Source organism: Alcanivorax sp. IL3, from assembly GCF_047495465.1.
In the GTDB taxonomy this organism is placed as follows: domain Bacteria; phylum Pseudomonadota; class Gammaproteobacteria; order Pseudomonadales; family Alcanivoracaceae; genus Alcanivorax; species Alcanivorax jadensis.
On the sequence record NZ_CP179931.1, the window covers coordinates 2,736,267 to 2,757,207 of the forward strand.

Below are 20,941 nucleotides of genomic sequence, written 5' to 3' on the forward strand. Positions count from 1 at the left end.
TCGCCTTGCGAGCAAGGCTCCAACGGGGGGGGTAGTGTGATTATGGTGAAGAGACGCCTTCCATCACCGCCTGGTGCAACACCAATGCCATGGCCGCTACCCGACTGGTAGCGTCCACGGACAGAGTGGCGCCGGTGATGCCGTCCACCTGGCCGGACAGGGCATCGTTTTCACCAAGAGTCATACCGCGATACTGGCGACGGAAAAACGCCTGGTGCACTTCGCCACCACGGGGTTCCCGGTAAACCAGGATCTCCAGATCCACGATCCCTTCCGGCCCCACGGCTACGCCCACGGTCATGGGCATGTCCTTGCTTTTCTCGTCGATGATCCAGGCACTGATTTCATCGCTATGCCAATAGCGCAGACGCATACCCCGGTAGGGGTGACCCAGCACCTTTGTCACCCGCTCGCGCAGTTCGCCGCGCAAGGGCAGCAAACCCGCTTGCGGCTCCTGGTCGGCAAACACCTGTTGCAGAAAATCCGGCTGACTGAGGTGACGAATCTGCACCTCATAGGCCGGCAGCGTTGCCGCCAGCCCGAGCATCAGTAGCAGTGCGATAACTCTTGGCATCAGTTAACCAACCGCTCCTTGTCCAGCAGCGCCTCGATCAGGAACTGGTTATAGCCCCCCACCCGCTCGCCTTCAAGACGGGCATTGGCCTCATGATACAGCGGGTTGCGTTCCAGGCTCTTGGGCAACATCCACTGGGTGACTTTGGCGCCGCCCATGATCCAGCCATTATTGAACTTCTGCCACCAGCCGTATTTCATTTCAAATTCATCACGAATGCGCGGCGGCAGATTGGCGGCGGTGACCTGCTCTTGCACCCACAGGGGGAAGATCATCCAGATGGAGCGCGGGTCGAACAGATCCTCCTTCAGGCGGATGCCGTTTTCCTCCACGGTAAGCTGGGGGCTGGCCCACATGGCGCGGTTGTATTCCATGAAGGCATTCCAGTCTGCCGGCAGGGCCTGTTCCGGCACCCCGAACAGCATGGCAAACAGCTTGGTTTCTTCGTAGAACTGATCCTTCTCTTCCTGAGTCAGCTCGCCTTCCATCTTCTCGTACATGTAGGCCAGAGTTTCCCACAGGGTGGCATGCACCCAGATCATCGCTGCCACTTCGTTGGCGCGGTATTCGGAGCCACGCTCGAAGGCGCCGGAATCCATCGGCACCTGCCCTTCGATTTCCTCGTGGATATCGCGCACCTGATTGGCCGAGGTCATTACCTGGGGCATGCTGCCGAACACCATGGTGCCCACATGCTGGAAGGTACGACGGGCCCGGCCCAGTGGATCATCGCGCACTACCGAATGCTCATCGATGCTGGCAGTGACCCAGGGATGGGCCAGTTGCAACAGCAGCGCCCGGCCGGCACCGAAGGCTCCCGGCATCCCCGCCCGGGACAGCTTCCACATCATGGAATCCGGCCCGTACAAACCCACGCGGGAGTCCGGGATCTTGCCGTGGACCTTCACCAGTTGCCGGCAGAAGGCGGCTTCGTCCACCCAGCGGGGAATCGGCGGACTACCGTCGCTGGGTACCAGTCTTCTCACTGCATCCTGTACGGCGTTATTTTCCGGCGGCGACTCAAGCTCACTAGCCGACACATTCTGCCCACAGGGGCTGGTCAGATAAGCGGTTTCCGCGCGCACCATATCCAGGGTGAACGACCCCTGCTCACTCTTGAACTTCACTTCCGACGGCAACAGGTAATTCTGCACCGCCATGTATTCCTTGTAGTCGATATCCCAACCGGCTTCCTCGATACGATCTACCCGGTCCAGATCTTCCTGGTACACCACCGCATCGGCGGTGGCCGGCAGACCCCGCAGCCAGTAAGACAGATTGCCGGCACGAATATGCGCCTGCAGATGCTCGGCCACTTTCATGGCCTCCGCCCCGCCGATCACATCTACGATTTCACTGTCCGGCTCATAGACGTTGCCATGAATAATGACTTTCGGTTCGCCCACCGGTTCTTCCATAAGAATGGACAGGGCGTACTCCTCGCCGATCTGCCGGAAGGCGAAATGGCTTTTGCTGACGGTGCTGTCCGCCCGCAGCACAAAGCGCCCCTCCACTTCCCACTCGCGCATGTTCTCTGCAGATTCCGGCACGAAGTGGGATGCCTTGAACGCCGAGCATCCCTGCAGAACCAGCAGCATGCCCAGCAGGATCACCTTGCTATGTTGCAGCGTTATTTTTGTCATGGTCGTGACCCTTTATCGTTATTGGTATGGGTAAAAAATATCGCCAGCCTTTCCCGTAGGGTGCACTGAGCCTAAGGCGAACTGCACCCTACGTTTCAAGCTAGGCGGTTTGTCGCAAAGCCTTCTTATCAATCTTGCCCACCGAGGTAAGCGGAATGGCATCCAGGAAGAACACTTCCTTCGGCACCTTGTAGGGCGACATGTTTTCCCGACAGAAACTGTCCAGCTCTGCCTTCAGATCGGTTTCGCTCTTGTCGCAATCTGCGCTGCGTTCAACATAAAGCTGCACGATTTCGTTGCCGGGGCGGTTGCTGTCCGGACGGCCAACCACGGCGCACATGCCCACCCAGGGCAGGCTCTGCACCTTGCCTTCCACTTCCACGGAAAACACCTTGTAGCCACCGACAATCAGCATGTCCTTGCTGCGATCACAGACGCGGACAAAGCCGTCTTCGTCCATGACACCGATATCCCCGGTGTGCATCCAGCGCTTGCCGTCGATCTCCTGCAGCGCTTTTTCCGTGGCCTCCGGCATGGCCAGATAGCCCTGCATCACCTGGGGACCGGCAGCGATGATTCCCCCGGGCTCACCCAGCGGCATCGCGTTGCCCGTATCCACATCCACAATGCGCACCTCCGTGCCCGGCAGCGGGATACCCACATGGCCTTCCTTGAAGTGGGAGGCCGGGTTCAGGGTGATCACCGGGCTGGTTTCCGTCATGCCGTAGACTTCGCAGAACTTGTTCTTGCCGATCACACTTTCCAGCCGCTGCACTTCTTCCCTGGCAAAGGGCGCCGCGCCGGAAATAGCCATGCGCAGGCCGCTGAAATCCAGGCTCTTGAAGGTCTCGTTGGCACACAGCATCTGATACAGCGCCGGCACCGCCGCCAGCACCGTGGGGGTGCGCGCTTTCATTTCCGCCACGAAGTGATCGATATCGCGAGGGTCGGGAATCAGCAGAAAGGTAGAGGCGGTGCGCAGGGCGTTGAACACCACCGCCGCGCCGCCGATATGAAACAGCGGAAACGCAGAGGCCACGGTTTCCTCGCCGGTGCGATAGCCGTAAAACACATTAGCCTGCAGGTTGTTCATGAACAGGTTGCGCGAGGTCAGCCTGGCGCCCTTGGGCAGACCGGTGGTGCCGCCGGTGTACTGCAGGTACAGCACTGCATCCATATCCACGTGCGTGTTCACCGGCTCGGCGGTGTCCGGCAAGTGATCGTGCAGGGACATCACCTGCACACCTTCGTGAGTCTCTTCCAGGGCCTCGCCCTGCCCGGTCATCAGGTCCATGGGGCCGGAGACGATCACTGTGCTCAGGGTGTCCACCTTGCCCAGCACCGGCGGCATCGAGGTCTGCCAGAACGGCATCAGCGTGAGCAGGATTTTCACCTGGGCATCATTGGCCTGATGGGTAATTTCCGGCGGCATCATCAGCGGGGAAATGCTGGTGCTAACCATGCCCAGCCGGGCCGCCGCGATAAAGGCCACCACGTACTGGGGCGTGTTGGGCATCTGCAGGCCCAACACATCGCCGGCCCTGGCACCCTGGGCAGTAAACAGCGCGGCCATACGGTCGGCCAGGTGATCCAGTTGCTGGTAGGTAATCGCCTGGCCCAGGAACACCAGGGCTTCCCGGTCGGGAAACTGTTCCGCATAGTCGCGCACGTAATCGGACAGGGTTTTCTCAGGCAACGCCGGCAACGTATGCCAGTCGTAACCCAGGGATTCATAGGTGGACAGCCAGGGGCGGTTATCCGATGTCATAGTGGGCACCTTCGGGAATAGTGTTGAGGTGATAGGCCTCGGGGTGACGCTCGGCATCGAGCCAGGCGTTACGGGCCAGCGGGATCAGCCGCTGCTTTTTCGGTGTCAGTGCATGCAGCATGCGATAGACGCCACACCAGGCGCGGAACAGGCGCTGGTCACTCCTGCTCCAGGGGATATGGAATTTTTCCCGGAACTGATGCGGCAAGGTGGCGCGCAGGTTGAAACGCATGAAGCGCCCCATAACGATCAGAGTCATGCGCCAGGCCGTATCGGGAATACGGCTGCCCGGGGGCTTGGGGATTTCCAGATAATGTTCCGGGCTCATCAGGTCCTGAACCACCTCGCCCCACTCCAGGCGGTCACGGATGATGCCGTGGAAATAGGCCCAGTAGTCACTTTCCGTGGCGGGCAGGTCCTGGTCGCGAATGCCCATCATCTTGCCCAGCTGCCGCCACTCCACAAACATGGCGCGGCGCTGTTCGGCAGTGGGCGACTTGCCCAGCATTTCATGCATACGGATGGTGGCGTCGTAACCGGTGATGTGGACCCAGCTATAGGCTTCCGGGTCCAGGGCGAAGTACTTGTTGCCGTGCTTGTCCACGCCCTTGATGGTGCGGTGCAGGTCACGCAGCTTGATGCCCATCTCGATGGCTTTCTGCGGGCGCGCATAGACGATGGGCCAGAGCAGTTCCGTGGACCGTTTGGCGCGTCCCCAGGGGTCGGTCTTGTAGACCGAGTGCTCGCCCACCCCGGCATCGATGATCGGGTGCGCCACCTGCAACACGAAGGCCTGGGGCAGCATCAGATGAAACCGCCAGGAGCCGAAGTCCTGCCAGGTATAGGAATCCGGGCCCAGGGGCTGTGGGATATCGCGCGGTGTATCAGTGGCCGTTTGTGTCATGGAAAATCCTGTCGATGGCATGTCATTTGATACATATCCGCTTGAGACAAATATTAAAATACGTCTCAATCGATCACGCAGACAAGCGCATCACACAGTTTTCGCGTTTCTGTTTAGCGCGTTTTGGTCAAGGTAAGGAACATAATGTCAGGGGGTCAGCAGCGGGCGCAGATAGTCATTGGCCCACTGGCGCACACCCGCCTCGTTGGCCGGGTTCATCACGCCGTCCGGCGACAGCACCATGGACTGGGTAAGGCGCAGCATCAGCTCGGCCAGGGCCTCGGACGATTGCTTGCGGATCGCGCCCTTCTCCTGCTCCTGGTCCAGCATGCCGGCCATGTATAACCGGAAGAACCCCATCATCTGCCACAGCCGCTGGGTGAGAATCGGCAGGATGGTTTCCGGCTCGGAGGTGAGCAACCGCTGCAACAGCGGATGGTGATGGGCCCGGGTCACCGCCAGCACAAAGGATTCCAGTACCCGTTCCACACCGTTGTCGATCTGTGCCAGTTCCTCTTCGATCCTGGCCAGCTGTTGCTGACACTCACGCAGGATCACTACCTGGATCAACTGGTCCTTGTCGGCAAAACGACGGTAGGCCGTGGCCCGGCCGATACCGGCCTTGCCGGCCACATCTTCCATGGTGGTACGGCGCAGGCCGAATTCCACGAACAGGGCCAGACCCGCATCGAGAATTTTCTCGTAGGTCTTGTCGCCTTCCGGCACCTGCAGGTTTTTCAGCAGGGTTTTCGACGCGGCCGCGTTACGTGACATTCAGACTCCCAGTGTATCCCCGGTGGTGTCCATGGCTTATACCCCATGGCCACCGTGGTCGGCAAATTCATCGGCCCCGGTTGCTCCGTAGAGGCGTTGTTTAAAATCCTTTTTTTACCACAGAGGGCACAGAGTTCACTGAGGATGAACAGGCTTTGCTTTGCTGTTGGCGCCGGTCTGCGAATAGCGGTTTGTGCGGTTCGCTTGCAAGCAAGCTCCTACAACATGGCTACACCAAGGGGCATAAGAAACCTCTTTTTTCTCAGTGCTCTCTGCGCCCTCTGTGGTAAAAATCCATTTACGCCGACCGGGCAATGGCCATCAGGTGCACGTCCGCATTGCCGAACAGGCCATCCACACCGGTTACCCGTTTCACATAGTGGCCCACGCCCAGCTCGTCGGTCATGCCCATGCCACCATGAATCTGGATGGCTTCCTGACCGATCTTGCGCCCGGCCCGGCCCAGTTGCGCTTTCATGGCATGTACGGCTTTGGCCGCATCGTCATGGCCTTCCACGGTTTTCAGGGTGGCGGCCAGCAGTAGCGAGCGGGTCTGTTCCATGGCGATGAACATGTCTGCCATGCGGAACTGCAGCACCTGGAACTTACCGATGGGCATGCCGAACTGCTTGCGAGTCTTGCTGTATTCCACGGTCTCATTGAGCAGCACAGACAGGCTGCCCACGGATTCCGCCGACAGGGCCAACAGGCCTTCATGAAGCACATCCCGGGCAATGGCATAGCCGCCATTCAGCTCGCCGATGCGGGCCGCCTCGGATACTTTCACCTGATTGAAGCGAATCTCTGCACCCTGGCGACCATCCACGGTGCGGTGGGCTACCCGCTCCACACCTGGAGCATTGGCATCCACCAGAAACAGGCTGAGGCCATCCTGATCGCCGGGCTGGCCACCGGTGCGCGCCAGCACCACCAGCAGGTCCGCCTGGTCGCCGTTCATCACGCAGCTCTTGGTGCCGTTCAGTATCACCTCATTGCCTTTCAAGTCGGCGGCCATGGCGGTGTTTTCCAGGGTGAACACCCGCTCGTACTCTTCCGCGGCAAAGGCCACCTGCAGCTTACCTTCCAGCAAGGCGGGAATGGTTTCCGCCTGCTGGGCCGCGCTGGCGTGCCGCAGAAAACCGCCGCCCAGCACCACGGTGGCAATATAGGGCGCCATGATCAGGCCCTCGCCCAGGGCTTCCAGCAGCACCATGGTTTCCAGCGGGCCCATGCCCAGGCCGCCGTGCTCTTCCTCGAATGGCACCGCCAGCCAGCCCAGATCGGCAAACTGCTGCCAGGTGGCCGCATCCAGTGGCATCAGTTTCTTGTTCTGGCGATGGGTTTCCACATCACTGTTGTCACGCACAAACCGCTTGGCGCTGTCCGCCAGCATTTGCTGTTCTTCACTCAACTGAAAATTCATCGTTGTTCTCCATTCCCGGGCGGGGTCTTCCCCCCCTTACCGTTGGAGCCTTGCTCGCAAGGCGAATACCCTCGTCGACGCGCTTCGCCTTGCGAGCAAGGCTCCAACAATATCGTTTACAGCCCCAAAACCGCCTTGGCGATAATCCCGCGCTGCACTTCGTTGGAGCCGCCATAAATGGAACAGGCCCGCGAGTTCAGATAATGGGGCATGGCAGTGAGTGCATACTCCGGCCCGATCACCGGCTGTTCCTCACCGGGCACCAGGGCCTGGGGCTGCCAGATCACGCTCTGGCTACCCAGGGTTTCAATACGTAGCTCGGTGACTTTCTGCAGCAATTCGGTGCCGAGGATCTTGGTCATGGACGACAGGGCACCCGGGTCCTTGCCAGCGGATAGGGCGGACTTGATGCGCATCTCGGTGAATTCCAGCGCCAACACATCCGCTTCCAGCGCCGCAAACTTGTACTGCCACACCGGGTCCTGGTTCAGCGGGCCAAAGGCGGTCTGCTGCTTCTCGGCCATCAGGCGGATCTTTTCCAGCATCACGTTCAGGCCCGGGGCATATTCCTGACCGCCGCGCTCGAAGGTGAGCAGGTACTTGGCCACGGTCCAGCCATCGTTTTCTTCGCCCACCCGGTTCTTCTGCGGCACGCGCACATTGTCGAAGAACACCTGGCACTGCTCCGGCACTTCATCCAGGCCGACAATGGGCTCGATGGTGATGCCCGGCAGGTCCATGTCCAGCAGCAGGAAAGTAATGCCCTGCTGGGGTTTGCCGTCGCGATTTGTGCGTACCAGCGCGAACATCTTGTTGGCGTAGTGGGCGTAGGTGGTCCAGATCTTGGTGCCGTTGAGGATGTAGTCGTCGCCATCCTTCTCGGCAAAGGTCTTCAGGGACGCCAGATCAGAACCGGAGCCCGGCTCGGAATAGCCCTGGCACCAAAAATGCTCACCGTTGAGAATCTTCGGCAGGTATTCCTGCTGCTGTTCCTCGGTGCCGCAGCCGATCAGGCAGGGGCCGCACATGTGCAGGCCCATGGGCACCAGCGGCGGCGTCTCGGCCCGCACCAGCTCCTCCGCAAAGATGGCCCGCTGGGTCACGCTCCAGCCGGTGCCGCCGAATTCCTTCGGCCAGTGCGGCGCCGCCCAGCCCTTGTCGTTGAGAATGCGCTGCCAGGCCATGGCTTCCTTCACCGGCGCAAACACCGAGGTCACCATCCTGCCCGCTTCCCGAATTTCCGGGGTCAGGCTCTCCTCCAGAAAGGTGCGCACCTCATCCCGAAACGCCTTCTCCTGCTCCGGCACCCGCAGATCCATACCCTACTCCGCTGTTATCAGACTCAGTGGACCCAGTGTACGGGAGACAAAATGAGACACTAATGACGATTCGTATCACGCCCCTGGCGCAAAGCGTCAAAGCCCCACTCCCCCATCAAGCTCACACGAACCAACTCAGCTATAATGCGCCGATACTTCATGCAGACAGGCAACACCCGCTTATGAGCATCAACTGGTTCCCCGGCCACATGAACAAGGCCACCCGCGAGATCCGCGAGATCCTGCCCAAGGTGGATCTGATCATCGAAATCGTCGACGCCCGCCTGCCCTACAGCAGCGCCAACCCGGTGATCGAGAATTTCCGCGCCGACAAGCCCTGTCTGAAACTGCTCAGCAAAAGCGACCTGGCCGACCCGGCCATCACCCAGCAGTGGCTCGAGCACCTGCAAAAAGACCCCACCGTCCGCGCCCTGGCCATCACCACTCACCAGCCGGAACCGATGCGCAAACTGGCGGATATCTGCCAGCAGATGGTCCACAAAAAGCGTGACCGGGCCACCACCATCACCGCCCTGATCACCGGCATCCCCAACGTGGGCAAATCCACCTTCATCAACACCCTGGCCGGCCGTCAGGTGGCCCGGGCCGGCAACGAACCGGCGGTGACCCAGCGCCAGCAACGCATCGAACTGGGCGGCGGCCTGATCCTCATCGATTCCCCCGGCATCCTCTGGCCGAAAATCGAAAACCGTAACAGCGGCTACCGCCTGGCCCTCTCCGGCGCCATCAAGGCCACTGCCATGCAGGAAGACGACGTAGCCCTGTTCGCCGCCGAATACTTCATGCAGGCCTACCCGCAACAAATGAAAGAACGCTTCAAACGCGACGACCTGCCCGAAGAAGGCGTGCCCTTCCTGGAAACCATCGGCAAACAGCGCGGCTGCCTGGGCAGCGGCGGCCACGTGGACTTCGACCGCGCCGCCACCCTACTAATCAGCGAATACCGCGGCGGCAGACTCGGCCAGCTCACCCTGGAAACCCCGGCCATGGCCGAGCAGGAGCATGTGAAGGTGGCGGAGATACGTCGGCTGAAAGAGGAGGAGAAGGAGGCTAAGAAGAAGGCCAGGAAGGCGGCTTATAAGGCGAAGGGGCAGAAATAGGTTGCTGCCACCACCCGCGCTTTTCCCTTAAACGAAGGCGATAGCCCTCTGCGCATGATCATCGTCGACGAAGCCTTCAGGCACTTGGAGGAAAGCAGCCTGAGATTCGCACCGAAGACTCAGGTAAGCCATTTCCGACATGCTCCCCCTGTCCTAAATATGGGGAAAAATGCTTTTTTAACCCAATTAAGCTCTTTTCTGTTACTTCAATAGCAGACAAGGGGCATAAATATGGCGAGCAAAAGCATGACCTGCATGAACAAGCGAGGCGAACCGCTCACCGAGTATGAATTTGAATTTCAGGCTGAAGATGCCGCACGCTATATCAGCGCAATACATGGGAACGACATGATCCCTTATAATTGCAACAAGTGTAGCTACTGGCACCTGGCGCCGAAGAGCAGACATACCCCAAGCCGAACGTGCGATTACTGCACCAGCTCTTCAGGCGAGCCCAAGAGCCTTTATGAGACAAGAGAGGGTGCAGACAAACGTGCCAGTATACTAGCCGAGCAAGGATCCCCAAACCTACGCGTCTACGAATGCCCCCATGACAATGGCTGGCATCTGACCAGTTCCAGTTGGTAACTGTCTAATCACTAAACCCGCGATAAGCAGCCAGGGAGAGGGGCCTCACCAGCTTCATAGCCTTCTTCCTGGCTAACTGCCAAATGCAACTTCCACCAATATTCGTATCGATTACAAAGGCACCATCTAAATATCAAATTGGTTTCTCTTTCACGAGAGAAAAATACTTCCTGCCAAATATTGGAGGCGTAGAACAAGGGCAGCATGGAAGCCGCTTTTTCCTTCGGGTTTAGCACCGACAAAAGGTCTGCAAAATCACCGAACGAAAACTTCCGTCCCGGCTCCCGCCAGTGACTGATAACCTTATCCGGATCTGAGTCATCAGACGTCCCACGGCTCTTATCCTTTTTCCTCCAAGCTATTGAAAAGCCGGGGCACCTGGTTATTTCACCTGTCTTGGTCGGTTTATCTGGCCAGACACATCGCGATTTCCTGAATGAAATACAAGCCAACATATCAATAAGCCTGGCATTGGAAGTCTTGACGTTGAAATCCGGGTTAAGAGGCATCAAGCTCAAGAACCATGGAACAGGCTTTATATCAACAAACTCGGGAATGGATCTGTGAAATAGAACATCCATCAAAGCCAGCCAGGACAGAACTGAATTGTCAAAAACCGAGATTAAATCTGTGTTTAGATCAGCGTACTTGATGTCGGATACCGATGGGTACGGCCCGGTCACAAACTCGTTATCGAGGGCCACCGGATCAATTATCTTTACTCTACCCTTTGTTCCCTCATTCCTTATTTCGCTTATAGCTTCAGCAATTTCTGATCCATCATGAAACGCCTCCGGATCGAGCTTCAGAGCAATGGGAAACAAGTCAAGAGTATCGATATATTCAGCCTCTTTAATAAGTGCTCTATAGCTTGATGAGTGCAAAGCCAATTCATGAGAAACGAGAGAGTAGATCGACAAACGCTCTTTACCCTCGCCAGGGTCATTTCCCAACCCAGCTTCCTGCCTTTTTTTGTGCCAGTAGCTATCGAGTTTTCCGATTAACTTTTCGATCTCAGAATCATTTGCGGTGAAAGATAAAGCTTTGCGGGCCTTATCACTTCTGACGCCTACTTCATTGTGCAGAAAGGAAGACAGCTTTCGCCCCAAAGCCAACCTCGCCATTAAACGAGACGAAAACATTTCATCCATTGTAACCATGGGCTTATCGTTCAATCTTCAACCCCTCTCTGCTGATAGTCGCAACAATTTAGTAGCCATGCATTCTTGTTATGATTCTGCAGATTGCGGCAAATCATAATGGATGAAATTCACACCCCCTACTCTATAATCAGAAACGAAGCGCGATTAGAAGAAGATTCTGATATCAGTCGTTATCGCCGCCAGCCCGTGCATGAAAGGCGGCCAGCTCACCACCAGCCATTAACAAACCAATTCCTTCTATGGCCATTTCAAACCACTTATCTTCAAACTCAGACTCGCTCTTTACAGGCGAGAACGCAGCTTTCATGCAGCGCCGAAGGACGATTGGATGCCAGTCATTTGGACCGCGTTCGAAATCCCAGCCCTCTATCTTTGTTATTCTATCCACAAGCGCTTGGAATTCAGCACTTTCATAAAATCGCTCATTTCTACCCCACTCCCGATCAATATCCAGTATCACGGCGAAACTACCTGCCTCACCAACTGGCTCTACACCATGATCCCAACCATTAAAGTAGTAACCCGCGAAGAAACCGGGCTGTGATGGTTTCAACCAGTTCACCCCATAACGCCCTTCGACAAAGCCCGGCCGGCTTGTTCCTCTCAGATAGCATTGCTGCGTTGTTTTATCAGTTTCCAGTCCGCCAACCAGCCAATCCCAATCTTTCTCCAGCGCCGTCCTGTGAATAGTACCCAGAAAAGCGAACAGGTCTGCCGTAGGATAGGGAAGAGAATTTGCCACTTCCGCAAGATTTTCGGTAGCAAGCGCCAGATTGCTCTGGCGATTGCCACGACCGTTCATACCAAGAACATCCTTACCTTCTTCTGATATCTCGCTCTCCACATTGACGGAAAGGCCTTTCTGGCTGCCAGAATTTTCAATTCTAATGGTCGTTCTCTGGATAGTTTCAGTTTTGATGATGGGAGCAGAAAACCAGAGCAATGAAGCAGGGTCATCGTCTTGCTGATAGGGGCATACTTCAAGCACCCGAATCGAAAAGTCCGTTGCGCTGCTTTGGCTGACTGAGGCCACCCATGTCGCCAGCCCCTCTGGCGCCCGATCACAGGCAATGATGTAATGTAGCTGTCCATGCTGAAGCTGGCGGCGAATCTTTGCTGAAAGGGATGACAAATATTCGCTTTTCGGAAAAACCTCCCGGACAAGCTGATCAAGGGTTTCCGCAGAAGAATTCGGCCCTCGCAACATTCTGACCTGCTTATCTTCGTCCAGGGTAGTGACCGTTGCGCCATAATCAATGACTTGCGAAATCACTTTCCTGTCTTGAAGCTCAGGATTGCCGTACCTTTTTACTTCGACAATCCCTACATCCCCTGTGTCTGTGAGGAAAATAATGTCCGGATACTTCTGCGCACCGGTGATCGCCCTGGCGCTTGCCTGACGAACGATATACACACTGCGATAAAAAATGCCGGCATCGTCCAGACAAAGCAGATCAGGATTGGCAACTAACGTGGCTTCCAGCGCGCTTTCCTTCATTCCTATGTCCTGAAGGTTCCTGCGATGCCATACCACTGGAGGCTGTTCTTTTCTGGTCTGAATCAGTTTTTCTCGCATTACTACCCTCGTCCTTGAAATTGTTATCTTTATTGATACTTATCCCTGTTTCACAGTCTTCCTTCCCCGCTTCACCGGCTTGGCCGCGGCGCGTTCTGCCTTGATCTTTTCCAGCAGGGCTTCGGCGCTGTTTTCGCCGCTAATCAGATCCGGGTTTTCCTGGCGCCATTGTTCGGTGAGTTCGCCGCGGAAGGCCTTGGCGAGGATGGATTGGGTGAGGTTGTTGACCCGCTCCAGGGCTTTATTGACCTGTGTTTCGATGGTGTCGGCGTAGGCGAAGAGTTGGTCTACGCGGCGGACGATTTCGGTTTGTTCTTTGATAGTAAAAATTGGGATTTCGACAGAAGAAATTTTCGAAATGCTTAGAGTATAAAGGCCTGCACCTGAAGTCGCCTTTTCAACGATCCGCTCTTTTCCCAGTGGAGACATCAAATAATAGAGCGCGAACTCTGGCATAAGAAGATTTTTATCCGCCCTCACTTTAATCAAGTGATTCTGATGGACGCATCCTTCGATCTCCCCCTGCCAAAGAGCGACTCGCCCTATATGTTCAACACTGCCGTTTCCCTCAACAATCAACAAATCGCCATAATCAACAACAGCTCTAGACAATTCTTTTTCTTTGATGCCTATTTCATGAACATCACCCAACCGGAGTTCATTTTCATAAACATTAGCCACTCGCAAGAATGGCTTTTTAATCGGAAAGCTTGCCCGTTTAGAGTTTTTTGTAATCCCCCCTATAACTTCAGCCACATCTCCGATTATTTTCTCAACGGCTGCCTCTCCACCGATCAACTTCCCGCTCACGGCGGCGGCGAGGACGGATTGGCGGAAGCGTTTGAGGATTTTCGGGATGCGTTCGAGGCGGGCTTTGGTGCTTTCCACCTGGGCCAGCAGGGTGTCGAGTTTTTCGGCGATGAATTTTTGTTCGGCCAGGGGCGCCAGAATGAATGGGGCCACCACCCCATCCTTTGTTCCCAGCCTAGGCATATTCACTCCATAGCTGACGTCATTGACGTAATTAAGAAAGTCTCGAGTCTTCAACCAGTAGAATAGATAGCGATTAAATACGAACGGCTCAGCGTCAAGCGGGATAATTTCCGTACTGCAAACACCATCTCTATCAGCCACAACAACTTTATTGAGATATGGACGAAGTTTCCCATAGAGCACATCTCCTTCCTTGAAGCGGTTTTTTGTGCTCTTGAATGGTCGTTCTTTTGCTTCTTTACGGCTTACTATTTTCGAGCTTTCTTTCTCAACATCCTCTAGCTCAAGAACCCATGTCTCATCAGTGACATCTCCGAGCACGCACTTCTGTGTCTTTCCGTACGGAACAATTTCACCCAAGGTAGTGCTGACCCATTGTTGGGGAGTATCGTTATGGGCCATTACTCAGCCTCACCCATCACTTCACTTAAAAGAATACGAGCTCCGTCTGCCTCTTCCTCTGCACCCAACTCCCGCATCAACCCATCCAACTCACCTAGCGCCTGCACCAACTCACTCATCGCCTCCCCTGCCAACACTTCTGGTTCCGACAGATTCGCCGCGTCCACGCTGTCGCCATCCTTCAGCCAGGAAATATCCAGCGAGTCGCCTTTGTGGTCGGCGATCCAGTCGCGGGTGAAGCAGCGCCAGCGGCTTTTGATGAGTTGTTCGTCGGCGTCCTGGTTTTCTTCGGCTTTTTTTGCATCGGCGCTTAGATCAATTTCTTCGGCGTTGAAGCTGTATTCGCCTTCCGTGCGATTCTCTGGGTGAAGGATCGCCTGCGGGCAGGCTCCTACAGAATCGCCAGGGGCGTAGACGGCCTCGAAGGGTTTGAGGTGTTGTTCGCCGAAGGGGGTGCGTTTGCCGAAGTTGGGCATGTTGGTTCGCAAGTCGTAGACCCAGACGTTTTCGGTGCAGTTTTCTTCTTGCAGTTTGTCTTTGGCGCTACCTTTGGTGAAGAACAGCACGTTGGTTTTGACGCCCTGGGCGTAAAAGATGCCGGTGGGCAGGCGCAGGATGGTGTGCAGGTTGCATTTGTGCATCAGGTCGCGGCGCACGTCGGTGCCGACCCCGGCCTCGAACAGTACGTTATCGGGCAGCACCACGGCGGCGCGGCCGCCGGGTTTGAGGTTGCGATAGATGTGCTGCAGAAAGGCGAGCTGTTTGTTGCTGGTTTTGTAGGTGAGGTCGTCGCGGGTGATGGAGGCTTCGCCGCCCTTGGCGGTGCCGAAGGGGGGATTGGCGAGGATGATGTCCGCTTTTTCCAGCCCCTGCCCTACCTGACCCAGAGCGTTACCGAGATGCACTACGCCGTCTTCGTCCCCTTCCATGCCGTGGAGCAGGCAGTTCATGAGTGCCAGGCGGCGGGTGGAAGGCACCAGTTCCACGCCGATGAAGGCCTTGTTCTTCTGGAACTTGGCATCCTTGGCGCTGAGATCGAGATAGTCATCGGTTTGTTCGCGCATGTACTGGTCGGCGGCTACCAGGAAGCCGGCGGTGCCGGCGGACGGGTCCTGAATGGTTTCGCCGATTTGCGGGCGGATGCAGCGCACCATGGAATCGATGAGGGCGCGGGGGGTGAAGTATTGCCCGGCACCGGATTTGGTTTCATTGGCGTTCTTTTCCAGCAAGCCTTCGTAGAGATCGCCGAGGCCATCCTTCTGGGCGCTGAACCAGTCAATCTGGTCCAGGGTCTTGATCATTTGCTCAAGATGGCGCGGTTCACGCAGGCGGGTCTGGGCGTCGGCGTATATGGCGCTGATGAGCGGGTCTTCGTGGACCGGCTTGCCGTCGTTGTCCTTACCCGTGGAAAGACTGAGCAGGATGCGCTTGTAGTCGTTGAGCAGGTTGATGCCGGATTTTTCGTTGAGGTCGGTCCAGCGGCAGCCTTGCGGCAGCGGGTGGTTTTTCAGGGTGCCCGCTTCGGTGTTTTCGTGAACCATCTTGATAAACAGCAGCAGCACCAGCTCGGTGACGTAGTCGGAATAGTTGATGCCGTCGTCGCGGAGGACGTCGCAGAGGTTCCAGAGTTTCTGGACGATATCGTTATTGGTCATGAAGGTGTTTCCGTTATTCCTGTGGCGCTTTTTGCGATTTAGGCGTGCTCGATGAGCAGTTCGCACAGCGGCTGGTTGATGTAGTAGTTGGCGCGACCTATCTTTTCCTTGTGCAGGAAGCCATGGTCGACCAGCAGATCCAGGTAGCGGGTGGCAGTAATGCGGCTAACACCCAGATCGTTCATTACGAAGTCGATTTTGGTATAGGGGTGATTGAACAGGTTGTTGAGTAGCTCCTGCCGGTAGATCTTGGGTAGCTCTTCACGCATGCGGTGCTTGTACTGCTGCATGAGCTGCTTGATCTGGTTAATCAACTGGATGGTGGTCTGGGAGGTTTGCGCGACGCCTTCCAGCATGTAGAGCAGCCAGGGCTCCCAGTTGCCGGTGTCCCGCACGGCCTGTAGCTGGGCGTAGTAATCCCCCTTGTTACGAATGATGTAGCGACTGAGATAGAGCACGGGCAAGTCCAGCAGCCCTTTAGCTACCAGGTAGAGGATGTTGATGATGCGCCCGGTGCGGCCATTGCCATCGTAGAAGGGGTGAATACTTTCAAACTGGTGGTGGATGATGGCCATCTTGACCAGATCATCCGCATCGCAGCAGCCATCATCGTTGATGTACTCCACCAGGTTGTTCATGAGTGCATCGATGTCGCGGGCATCCTGGGGCGGAGTGTAGACCACTTCCCCGGTCTGTGAGTTTTTCAGCTCGGTGCCCGGCAGTTTACGAAAGCCTGCCTTGTTGCGCTCCAGCTGTTGCTGCACGGCGATGATGTCGTGAAGACGGAGCAGCCGTTGGGTACGTGCGACCCGGAAGCCTTCCTGCAGGGCAAAGGCGTAGTCCTGCACTTCCTTGGCGGCGGGGTTGGTGACCGCTTCTGCAAACAGGTTGGCCTTGTAGAGCTCATCGTGGGTGGTGACGATGTTCTCGATTTCGGAGCTGTCCTTGGCCTCTTGCAGGGTGAGGGTGTTGATCAGGATGGCTTCGTTGGGGATGGTGGCAGCCACCCCTTTGAGCTCGGCCAGGTAACGGTGCGCCTCTGCGGTTTTCTTGAGCACGGCGCGGGTTTCGAAGCGCTCGATATCCTCAAGAGGCAGCGGGGTGACGGTGGTCATGGATGGTGCTCCGTTTCGGCCGTTTTCTATAGGTATTGCGGTATCAGGTATAGAAAATCGCAATTTGCTATACATGTTCGCATAGTTATATATAGAAAATGCGCTTTTTTATATATATATCAGCCTGCATCCTGGGGTGGCCAGATCGCCTCCCCCAGCTCGTCCAGCACCGTATCCAGCTGATTTTCCAGCACTTTATCCAGCATTTTGACGCCACCCTGCTCGCCAAAACGCTGGTTGACGAAGTCCCGGTCGATGATGACTTCGTGGACCAGTTGCTTGGCCAGACGCTCCAGCCACTTGAGCTGGTTGTGGGCCCAGCTGTGCTGGGCGTAGATACGGTCCATGGCTTCCGTGACTCGCTGCTCGAAGGGTTTGAGGGCTTCGCCCAGGGCGGCGCGGCGGATGTGGCCGACAATGCTGGCGGCGATGTCCTTGTTGGTCTGGTTGCGCACGGCGCTTTGCAGCTTGGCTTCGGTGTAGCCGTTGTTGTCCAGTAGCAGGCGCACTTCCTTGAGCTGCTCGCGGGTGAGGTCGCGGGGCTTGTTGACCACCACGGCCAGGGCGGCGGAATCATTGAGCTGGTGCTTAATGAACTGGTTGAAGCTGTCCAGGTAGTCTTCCGGGCGCTGGTACTTGCCGTAGCTCTGAGTGCGGTCTTTCAGTTCATCGTCGTGATCAGAGATCAGCGGCATGCGTTCGCTGCCGAGCAGCACTTTGACTTCCGCCAACTGGTCGATCAGGCCGCCATGCTGCTGCAGGAAGGCGGCAGCCTGTTTGGGGCCGAGATCGTGCAGGTGCTTGTGGAGAGTTTTCGGCTCCACGCCCCACAGCTGCTCCAGTTCGTTGAGCTTGGTTTTGACCTGGGGGTTGGTCTCCGCCTTTTGTCCGGCCTTGCGCAATACCCGCATGAGTTTCTGGCTGAGCTGGCTGAGCACCACGTCGGCGTGGCTTTCGTCCTGCTGTTCGCCGGGGGCGTTAAGGGCCTGTTCCAAGGTGCCCGGGTTGGCCAGTTCGTTGACCAGCTGCTCCAGGGTAACGTTCGGGTCTTTGACCAACGGCTTCATGGTGTTCACGTCATCCAGGGCGGCGTAGATATCCACCGGGTCGTAGATGCGGAATACGGTCTTGCCGATGTCGTCGCAGCGGCGGGTGGCGCGGCCGATCATCTGTTCATAGAGGATGCGCGAGCGCACCCGGCGCAGGAATACCAGGTTGCAGATAGCGGGTACGTCGATGCCGGTGGTGAGCAGGTCTACGGTGATGGCGATGCTGGGGTAACGCTCGTTCTTGTACTGGCTGATCAACTGGGACACCTTGTCGCTCTGCCCGGTGATCTTGGCGACGGCGGCCTGGTTGTAAGTGCCGTTGTAGAGCGCTTTGAAGGCATCATCAAGCAGGCGTTTGACCATGTCGGCGTGGCGATCCGTGGCGCAGAAGATCATGGTCTTTTCGTCACCGAAGGGATCCAGTTCTTTCACCAGTTGTTCGCAGATCACCCGGTTGAAGTTTTCGTTGATGACCTGCTTGTTGAAGGTGTCGACCTCGAAACTCACTTCGTCTTCCAGCTCGGCGGTTTCCACGGCGCCGCTCCGGGTGTTGATGACGGACACTTTTGTACCCTTGTCGAACTTGATGCCTTCCTGGGTTAGCTGGGTTTCATAGCGAATGGGCGGCTCGTGGTCGATGAGCCAGTCGTCCGCCACGGCTTCCCGGTAGGAATAGGTGTAGACCGGTTTGCCGAAAATGTCGCTGGTGTGTTTGGCCGGGGTGGCGGTGAGGCCGACTTTGACGGCATCAAAGTAATCCAGCACCCGGCGGTAGCTGGACAGATACTGGCTGGCATCGCGAGTGGCCAGCTCGCCTTCGGTCATTTCCTGGTCCAGGGTGTACCCCCGGTGGGCTTCATCGACGATGATGCAATCATAGGCATCCACCGGCGGCGGGGTGTCGCTCATGAACACGCGCTTGACCATGGCCTGCACGGTGGCCACTTGCACACGAGTTTCCGCTTCAGCAGCCATGTCGCCCAGCTCGGCCACATTATAGATCTTGGACAGTGTCTGGTTCTGTTCCAGGGGGGCTTCATTGAAGGCATCAATGGCCTGCTGGCCCAGCGCCGAGCGATCCACCAGAAAGAGAATGCGCTTGAAACGTTCCGCTTTCAGGAAGCGGTACATCAAGCCGATAACGGTGCGGGTTTTACCGGTGCCGGTGGCCATGGCCAGCAGAGCCCGTCGGATGTCCCGTGACAGGGCGTCTTCCACTGCATGGATGGCTTTTACCTGGTAGTCGCGCAGCTTCAGGTAGCCGAAGGGTTCGCTTTGCAGCGCCTGCTCGGCTTTTTCCTTGCTGCGTTTGAGCTGATCCAGCAGGCCGTCCGGGGTGTGGAATTTGGGTAGTGCGCGCTTGGTGTTGCTGGGTGCGCGGACATCCCGAAACCAGGTGCCGGACTGCTCTGCCAGCTGCGGCACATAGGGACGGCCATTACAGGAATAGACAAAGGGCACGCTGTAATGGCTGTCGTTTTCATCTGGCCAGGCAATGGTGCGCCCGGCCAGTTCCCAGGCGGGTGTGAGCGGCGGGCTGACTTGAAAGCCCTTGCTGTAGCGTTCTGCCTGACGAACCTTGCCCGCCACATTGGTGTTTTCCTTTTTCGCCTCGACCACGGCGATGGGGGTCAGACCGGCGAACAACACATAGTCAGCGCGGCCTTTCTTATCCCCATAGGTGGTGGGCCATTCTGCGATGGCCCGGTTATGGCCTTTCTCCGGGCGGGCACCTTTCTGGTAGGTGAGTTCTTCGCTGTCGGCTTCCCAGCCTTCTTCCTGTAGCTGGTTATCGATGAGTACGCGGGTCAGGGCTTCATCCAGCACGATTTCCTTGCTGGCGGCCTGGGTCTGGGTGGCCACGTACTGCATCTGGCTGGAGGCCGCTTTCTCACCCTGCTCTTTCAACTGCTTCTGCAGCGCCTGGATGGTTTTTTCGTAGTCTTGCTGTTGCTGCTTTAGCGCGACTTCATGGTCTTCTGCCTGTTTGGCCAGAGCGCGAGACTCTTCATCCATGGCCAGCGCCAGGGCTTCATATTCCGCTTTTTCTTTTTCGATCAGGTCATTGAGCTGCTGACTGGAATCCAGGCTGACGTTGGCTTCCTGCAGCTCATGCTGGAGTTTTTCGATTTCTACCTGTAGTTGACGCTGCTGGGTACTGGGATCTTCGGGGGGCGTGAAGGGGCCAGGTTTGAAACCGGCTCCCGCCTTACCGAAAGCACGGTGGAACCAGATGGCCAAAGCGCGGGCCACTTTCAGTCCATCCATGGCTTCGCGGTGCTGGGTGCGGAACTGGTGGGTGGCCTTGTTACCCTCGATACGCAGGGTGTGGAACAACTCTCGCACCACCGGCTCGAAGCGCAGCTCGCGATTCAAGCGATAGAGCAGGTCCGCCTGGGAGGTCTGTTCATCAAAGTCGACACCGGCACGTGCTGCCAGATGTTGGGTAATGGCTTCCGCAAACTGACGCAGCTTGATCAGGGTGGTGTTGGGATCACTCGCAAAGGCCCGCTCCGCCGACGCCGCCAGCTCCACGAACAGTGGATCGTGCTCTTGCAGGAAATCGAAATTGGTCGAGGTGGTTCCCTGGTTCAATGCTGCCCCCAAATCCTTTCAGGTGCCGGTTTAGTGTCCCTGTCACCAGCGATATCAGCCACCACCCTGGCAGCCTGAAGTTTATTCATATTTGCTGTGAACCTTATCACAAGGCCACAGGGCTGCCAGCTTTCTCTGGCTACTTTTCGCATCTAGCTGGGCGCTTTCGAATCACACTACTGGTCTAGGCCAGGTCCCGCGTTTTTAGAGCCGCTATTCTCTTCTATACCCCTTACGTGCGTTACGTCGCCGAATTCCTACGGCGGGGCTGGAAACCGG

General features: G+C 56.9%; 14 protein-coding genes. 1 reads left to right on the top strand and 13 read right to left on the bottom strand.

Annotation, left to right across the window (positions count from 1 at the left end; genetic code table 11):
- Positions 1–40 precede the first annotated feature (40 nt).
- From ACMG4M_RS12710 to ACMG4M_RS12740, 7 genes are all read right to left on the bottom strand, one after another.
- Positions 41–574, bottom strand: coding sequence for an FMN-binding protein (locus ACMG4M_RS12710; protein WP_414430148.1), 534 nt, complete (start codon positions 572–574; stop codon positions 41–43).
- Positions 574–2,217 (bottom strand): lipoprotein insertase outer membrane protein LolB, encoded by a 1,644-nt coding sequence (locus tag ACMG4M_RS12715; RefSeq protein WP_414430149.1) that lies wholly within the window; start codon positions 2,215–2,217, stop codon positions 574–576. The genes ACMG4M_RS12710 and ACMG4M_RS12715 overlap by 1 nt, the downstream gene beginning before the upstream one ends.
- A 100-nt stretch (positions 2,218–2,317) precedes the next feature.
- A complete protein-coding gene (locus ACMG4M_RS12720) occupies positions 2,318–3,985 on the bottom strand; it encodes a class I adenylate-forming enzyme family protein (protein ID WP_414430150.1) in 1,668 nt (555 codons plus the stop codon).
- Positions 3,972–4,889 carry an oxygenase MpaB family protein gene (locus tag ACMG4M_RS12725; RefSeq protein WP_414430151.1) on the bottom strand — a complete coding sequence of 306 codons (918 nt, stop codon included), beginning with the start codon at positions 4,887–4,889 and terminating at the stop codon, positions 3,972–3,974. Before ACMG4M_RS12725 ends, ACMG4M_RS12720 begins: the two co-directional genes overlap by 14 nt.
- A gap of 147 nt (positions 4,890–5,036) precedes the next feature.
- Positions 5,037–5,663: a TetR/AcrR family transcriptional regulator gene (locus tag ACMG4M_RS12730; protein WP_272980078.1), complete on the bottom strand. Its 627-nt coding sequence runs from the start codon at positions 5,661–5,663 to the stop codon at positions 5,037–5,039.
- A 298-nt stretch (positions 5,664–5,961) separates the two neighbouring features.
- Complete coding sequence (locus tag ACMG4M_RS12735) at positions 5,962–7,086, bottom strand: acyl-CoA dehydrogenase family protein (RefSeq protein WP_414430152.1); 1,125 nt, start codon at positions 7,084–7,086, stop codon at positions 5,962–5,964.
- Positions 7,087–7,202: 116 nt separating this feature from the next.
- Positions 7,203–8,405 carry an acyl-CoA dehydrogenase family protein gene (locus ACMG4M_RS12740; protein ID WP_414430153.1) on the bottom strand — a complete coding sequence of 401 codons (1,203 nt, stop codon included), beginning with the start codon at positions 8,403–8,405 and terminating at the stop codon, positions 7,203–7,205.
- A gap of 182 nt (positions 8,406–8,587) precedes the next feature.
- Between ACMG4M_RS12740 and ylqF the strand changes: the two genes are divergently transcribed.
- Positions 8,588–9,526, top strand: coding sequence for a ribosome biogenesis GTPase YlqF (gene ylqF / locus ACMG4M_RS12745; RefSeq protein ID WP_414430154.1), 939 nt, complete (start codon positions 8,588–8,590; stop codon positions 9,524–9,526).
- Between the two features lie 599 nt (positions 9,527–10,125).
- Here the strand turns inward: ylqF and ACMG4M_RS12750 are convergent.
- From ACMG4M_RS12750 to hsdR, 6 genes are all read right to left on the bottom strand, one after another.
- Positions 10,126–11,289: a hypothetical protein gene (locus tag ACMG4M_RS12750; protein WP_414430155.1), complete on the bottom strand. Its 1,164-nt coding sequence runs from the start codon at positions 11,287–11,289 to the stop codon at positions 10,126–10,128.
- Positions 11,290–11,440: 151 nt separating this feature from the next.
- The gene (locus ACMG4M_RS12755) at positions 11,441–12,853 is read right to left on the bottom strand and encodes a hypothetical protein (protein WP_414430157.1); all 1,413 of its coding nucleotides are present in this window, start codon (positions 12,851–12,853) and stop codon (positions 11,441–11,443) included.
- Between the two features lie 39 nt (positions 12,854–12,892).
- Positions 12,893–14,248, bottom strand: coding sequence for a restriction endonuclease subunit S (locus ACMG4M_RS12760; protein WP_414430158.1), 1,356 nt, complete (start codon positions 14,246–14,248; stop codon positions 12,893–12,895).
- The gene (locus tag ACMG4M_RS12765) at positions 14,248–15,903 is read right to left on the bottom strand and encodes an N-6 DNA methylase (protein ID WP_414430159.1); all 1,656 of its coding nucleotides are present in this window, start codon (positions 15,901–15,903) and stop codon (positions 14,248–14,250) included. Before ACMG4M_RS12765 ends, ACMG4M_RS12760 begins: the two co-directional genes overlap by 1 nt.
- A 38-nt stretch (positions 15,904–15,941) precedes the next feature.
- Entirely contained in the window at positions 15,942–17,018 is a 1,077-nt protein-coding gene (locus tag ACMG4M_RS12770; protein ID WP_414430160.1) for a Fic family protein, read from the bottom strand.
- A 119-nt stretch (positions 17,019–17,137) separates the two neighbouring features.
- On the bottom strand, positions 17,138–20,662 hold the full coding sequence (gene hsdR / locus ACMG4M_RS12775; RefSeq protein WP_414430161.1) for a type I restriction-modification system endonuclease: 3,525 nt from the start codon (positions 20,660–20,662) through the stop codon (positions 17,138–17,140).
- Positions 20,663–20,941 lie beyond the last annotated feature (279 nt).

What these genes read in the sequence shown, in the direction of transcription:
- ACMG4M_RS12710 (WP_414430148.1), bottom strand. Translation starts at nt 574, where the DNA reads ATGCCAAGAGTTATCGCACTGCTACTGATGCTCGGGCTGGCGGCAACG.
- ACMG4M_RS12715 (WP_414430149.1), bottom strand. Translation starts at nt 2,217, where the DNA reads ATGACAAAAATAACGCTGCAACATAGCAAGGTGATCCTGCTGGGCATG.
- ACMG4M_RS12720 (WP_414430150.1), bottom strand. Translation starts at nt 3,985, where the DNA reads ATGACATCGGATAACCGCCCCTGGCTGTCCACCTATGAATCCCTGGGT.
- ACMG4M_RS12725 (WP_414430151.1), bottom strand. Translation starts at nt 4,889, where the DNA reads ATGACACAAACGGCCACTGATACACCGCGCGATATCCCACAGCCCCTG.
- ACMG4M_RS12730 (WP_272980078.1), bottom strand. Translation starts at nt 5,663, where the DNA reads ATGTCACGTAACGCGGCCGCGTCGAAAACCCTGCTGAAAAACCTGCAG.
- ACMG4M_RS12735 (WP_414430152.1), bottom strand. Translation starts at nt 7,086, where the DNA reads ATGAATTTTCAGTTGAGTGAAGAACAGCAAATGCTGGCGGACAGCGCC.
- ACMG4M_RS12740 (WP_414430153.1), bottom strand. Translation starts at nt 8,405, where the DNA reads ATGGATCTGCGGGTGCCGGAGCAGGAGAAGGCGTTTCGGGATGAGGTG.
- ylqF (WP_414430154.1), top strand. Translation starts at nt 8,588, where the DNA reads ATGAGCATCAACTGGTTCCCCGGCCACATGAACAAGGCCACCCGCGAG.
- ACMG4M_RS12755 (WP_414430157.1), bottom strand. Translation starts at nt 12,853, where the DNA reads ATGCGAGAAAAACTGATTCAGACCAGAAAAGAACAGCCTCCAGTGGTA.
- ACMG4M_RS12760 (WP_414430158.1), bottom strand. Translation starts at nt 14,248, where the DNA reads ATGGCCCATAACGATACTCCCCAACAATGGGTCAGCACTACCTTGGGT.
- ACMG4M_RS12765 (WP_414430159.1), bottom strand. Translation starts at nt 15,903, where the DNA reads ATGACCAATAACGATATCGTCCAGAAACTCTGGAACCTCTGCGACGTC.
- ACMG4M_RS12770 (WP_414430160.1), bottom strand. Translation starts at nt 17,018, where the DNA reads ATGACCACCGTCACCCCGCTGCCTCTTGAGGATATCGAGCGCTTCGAA.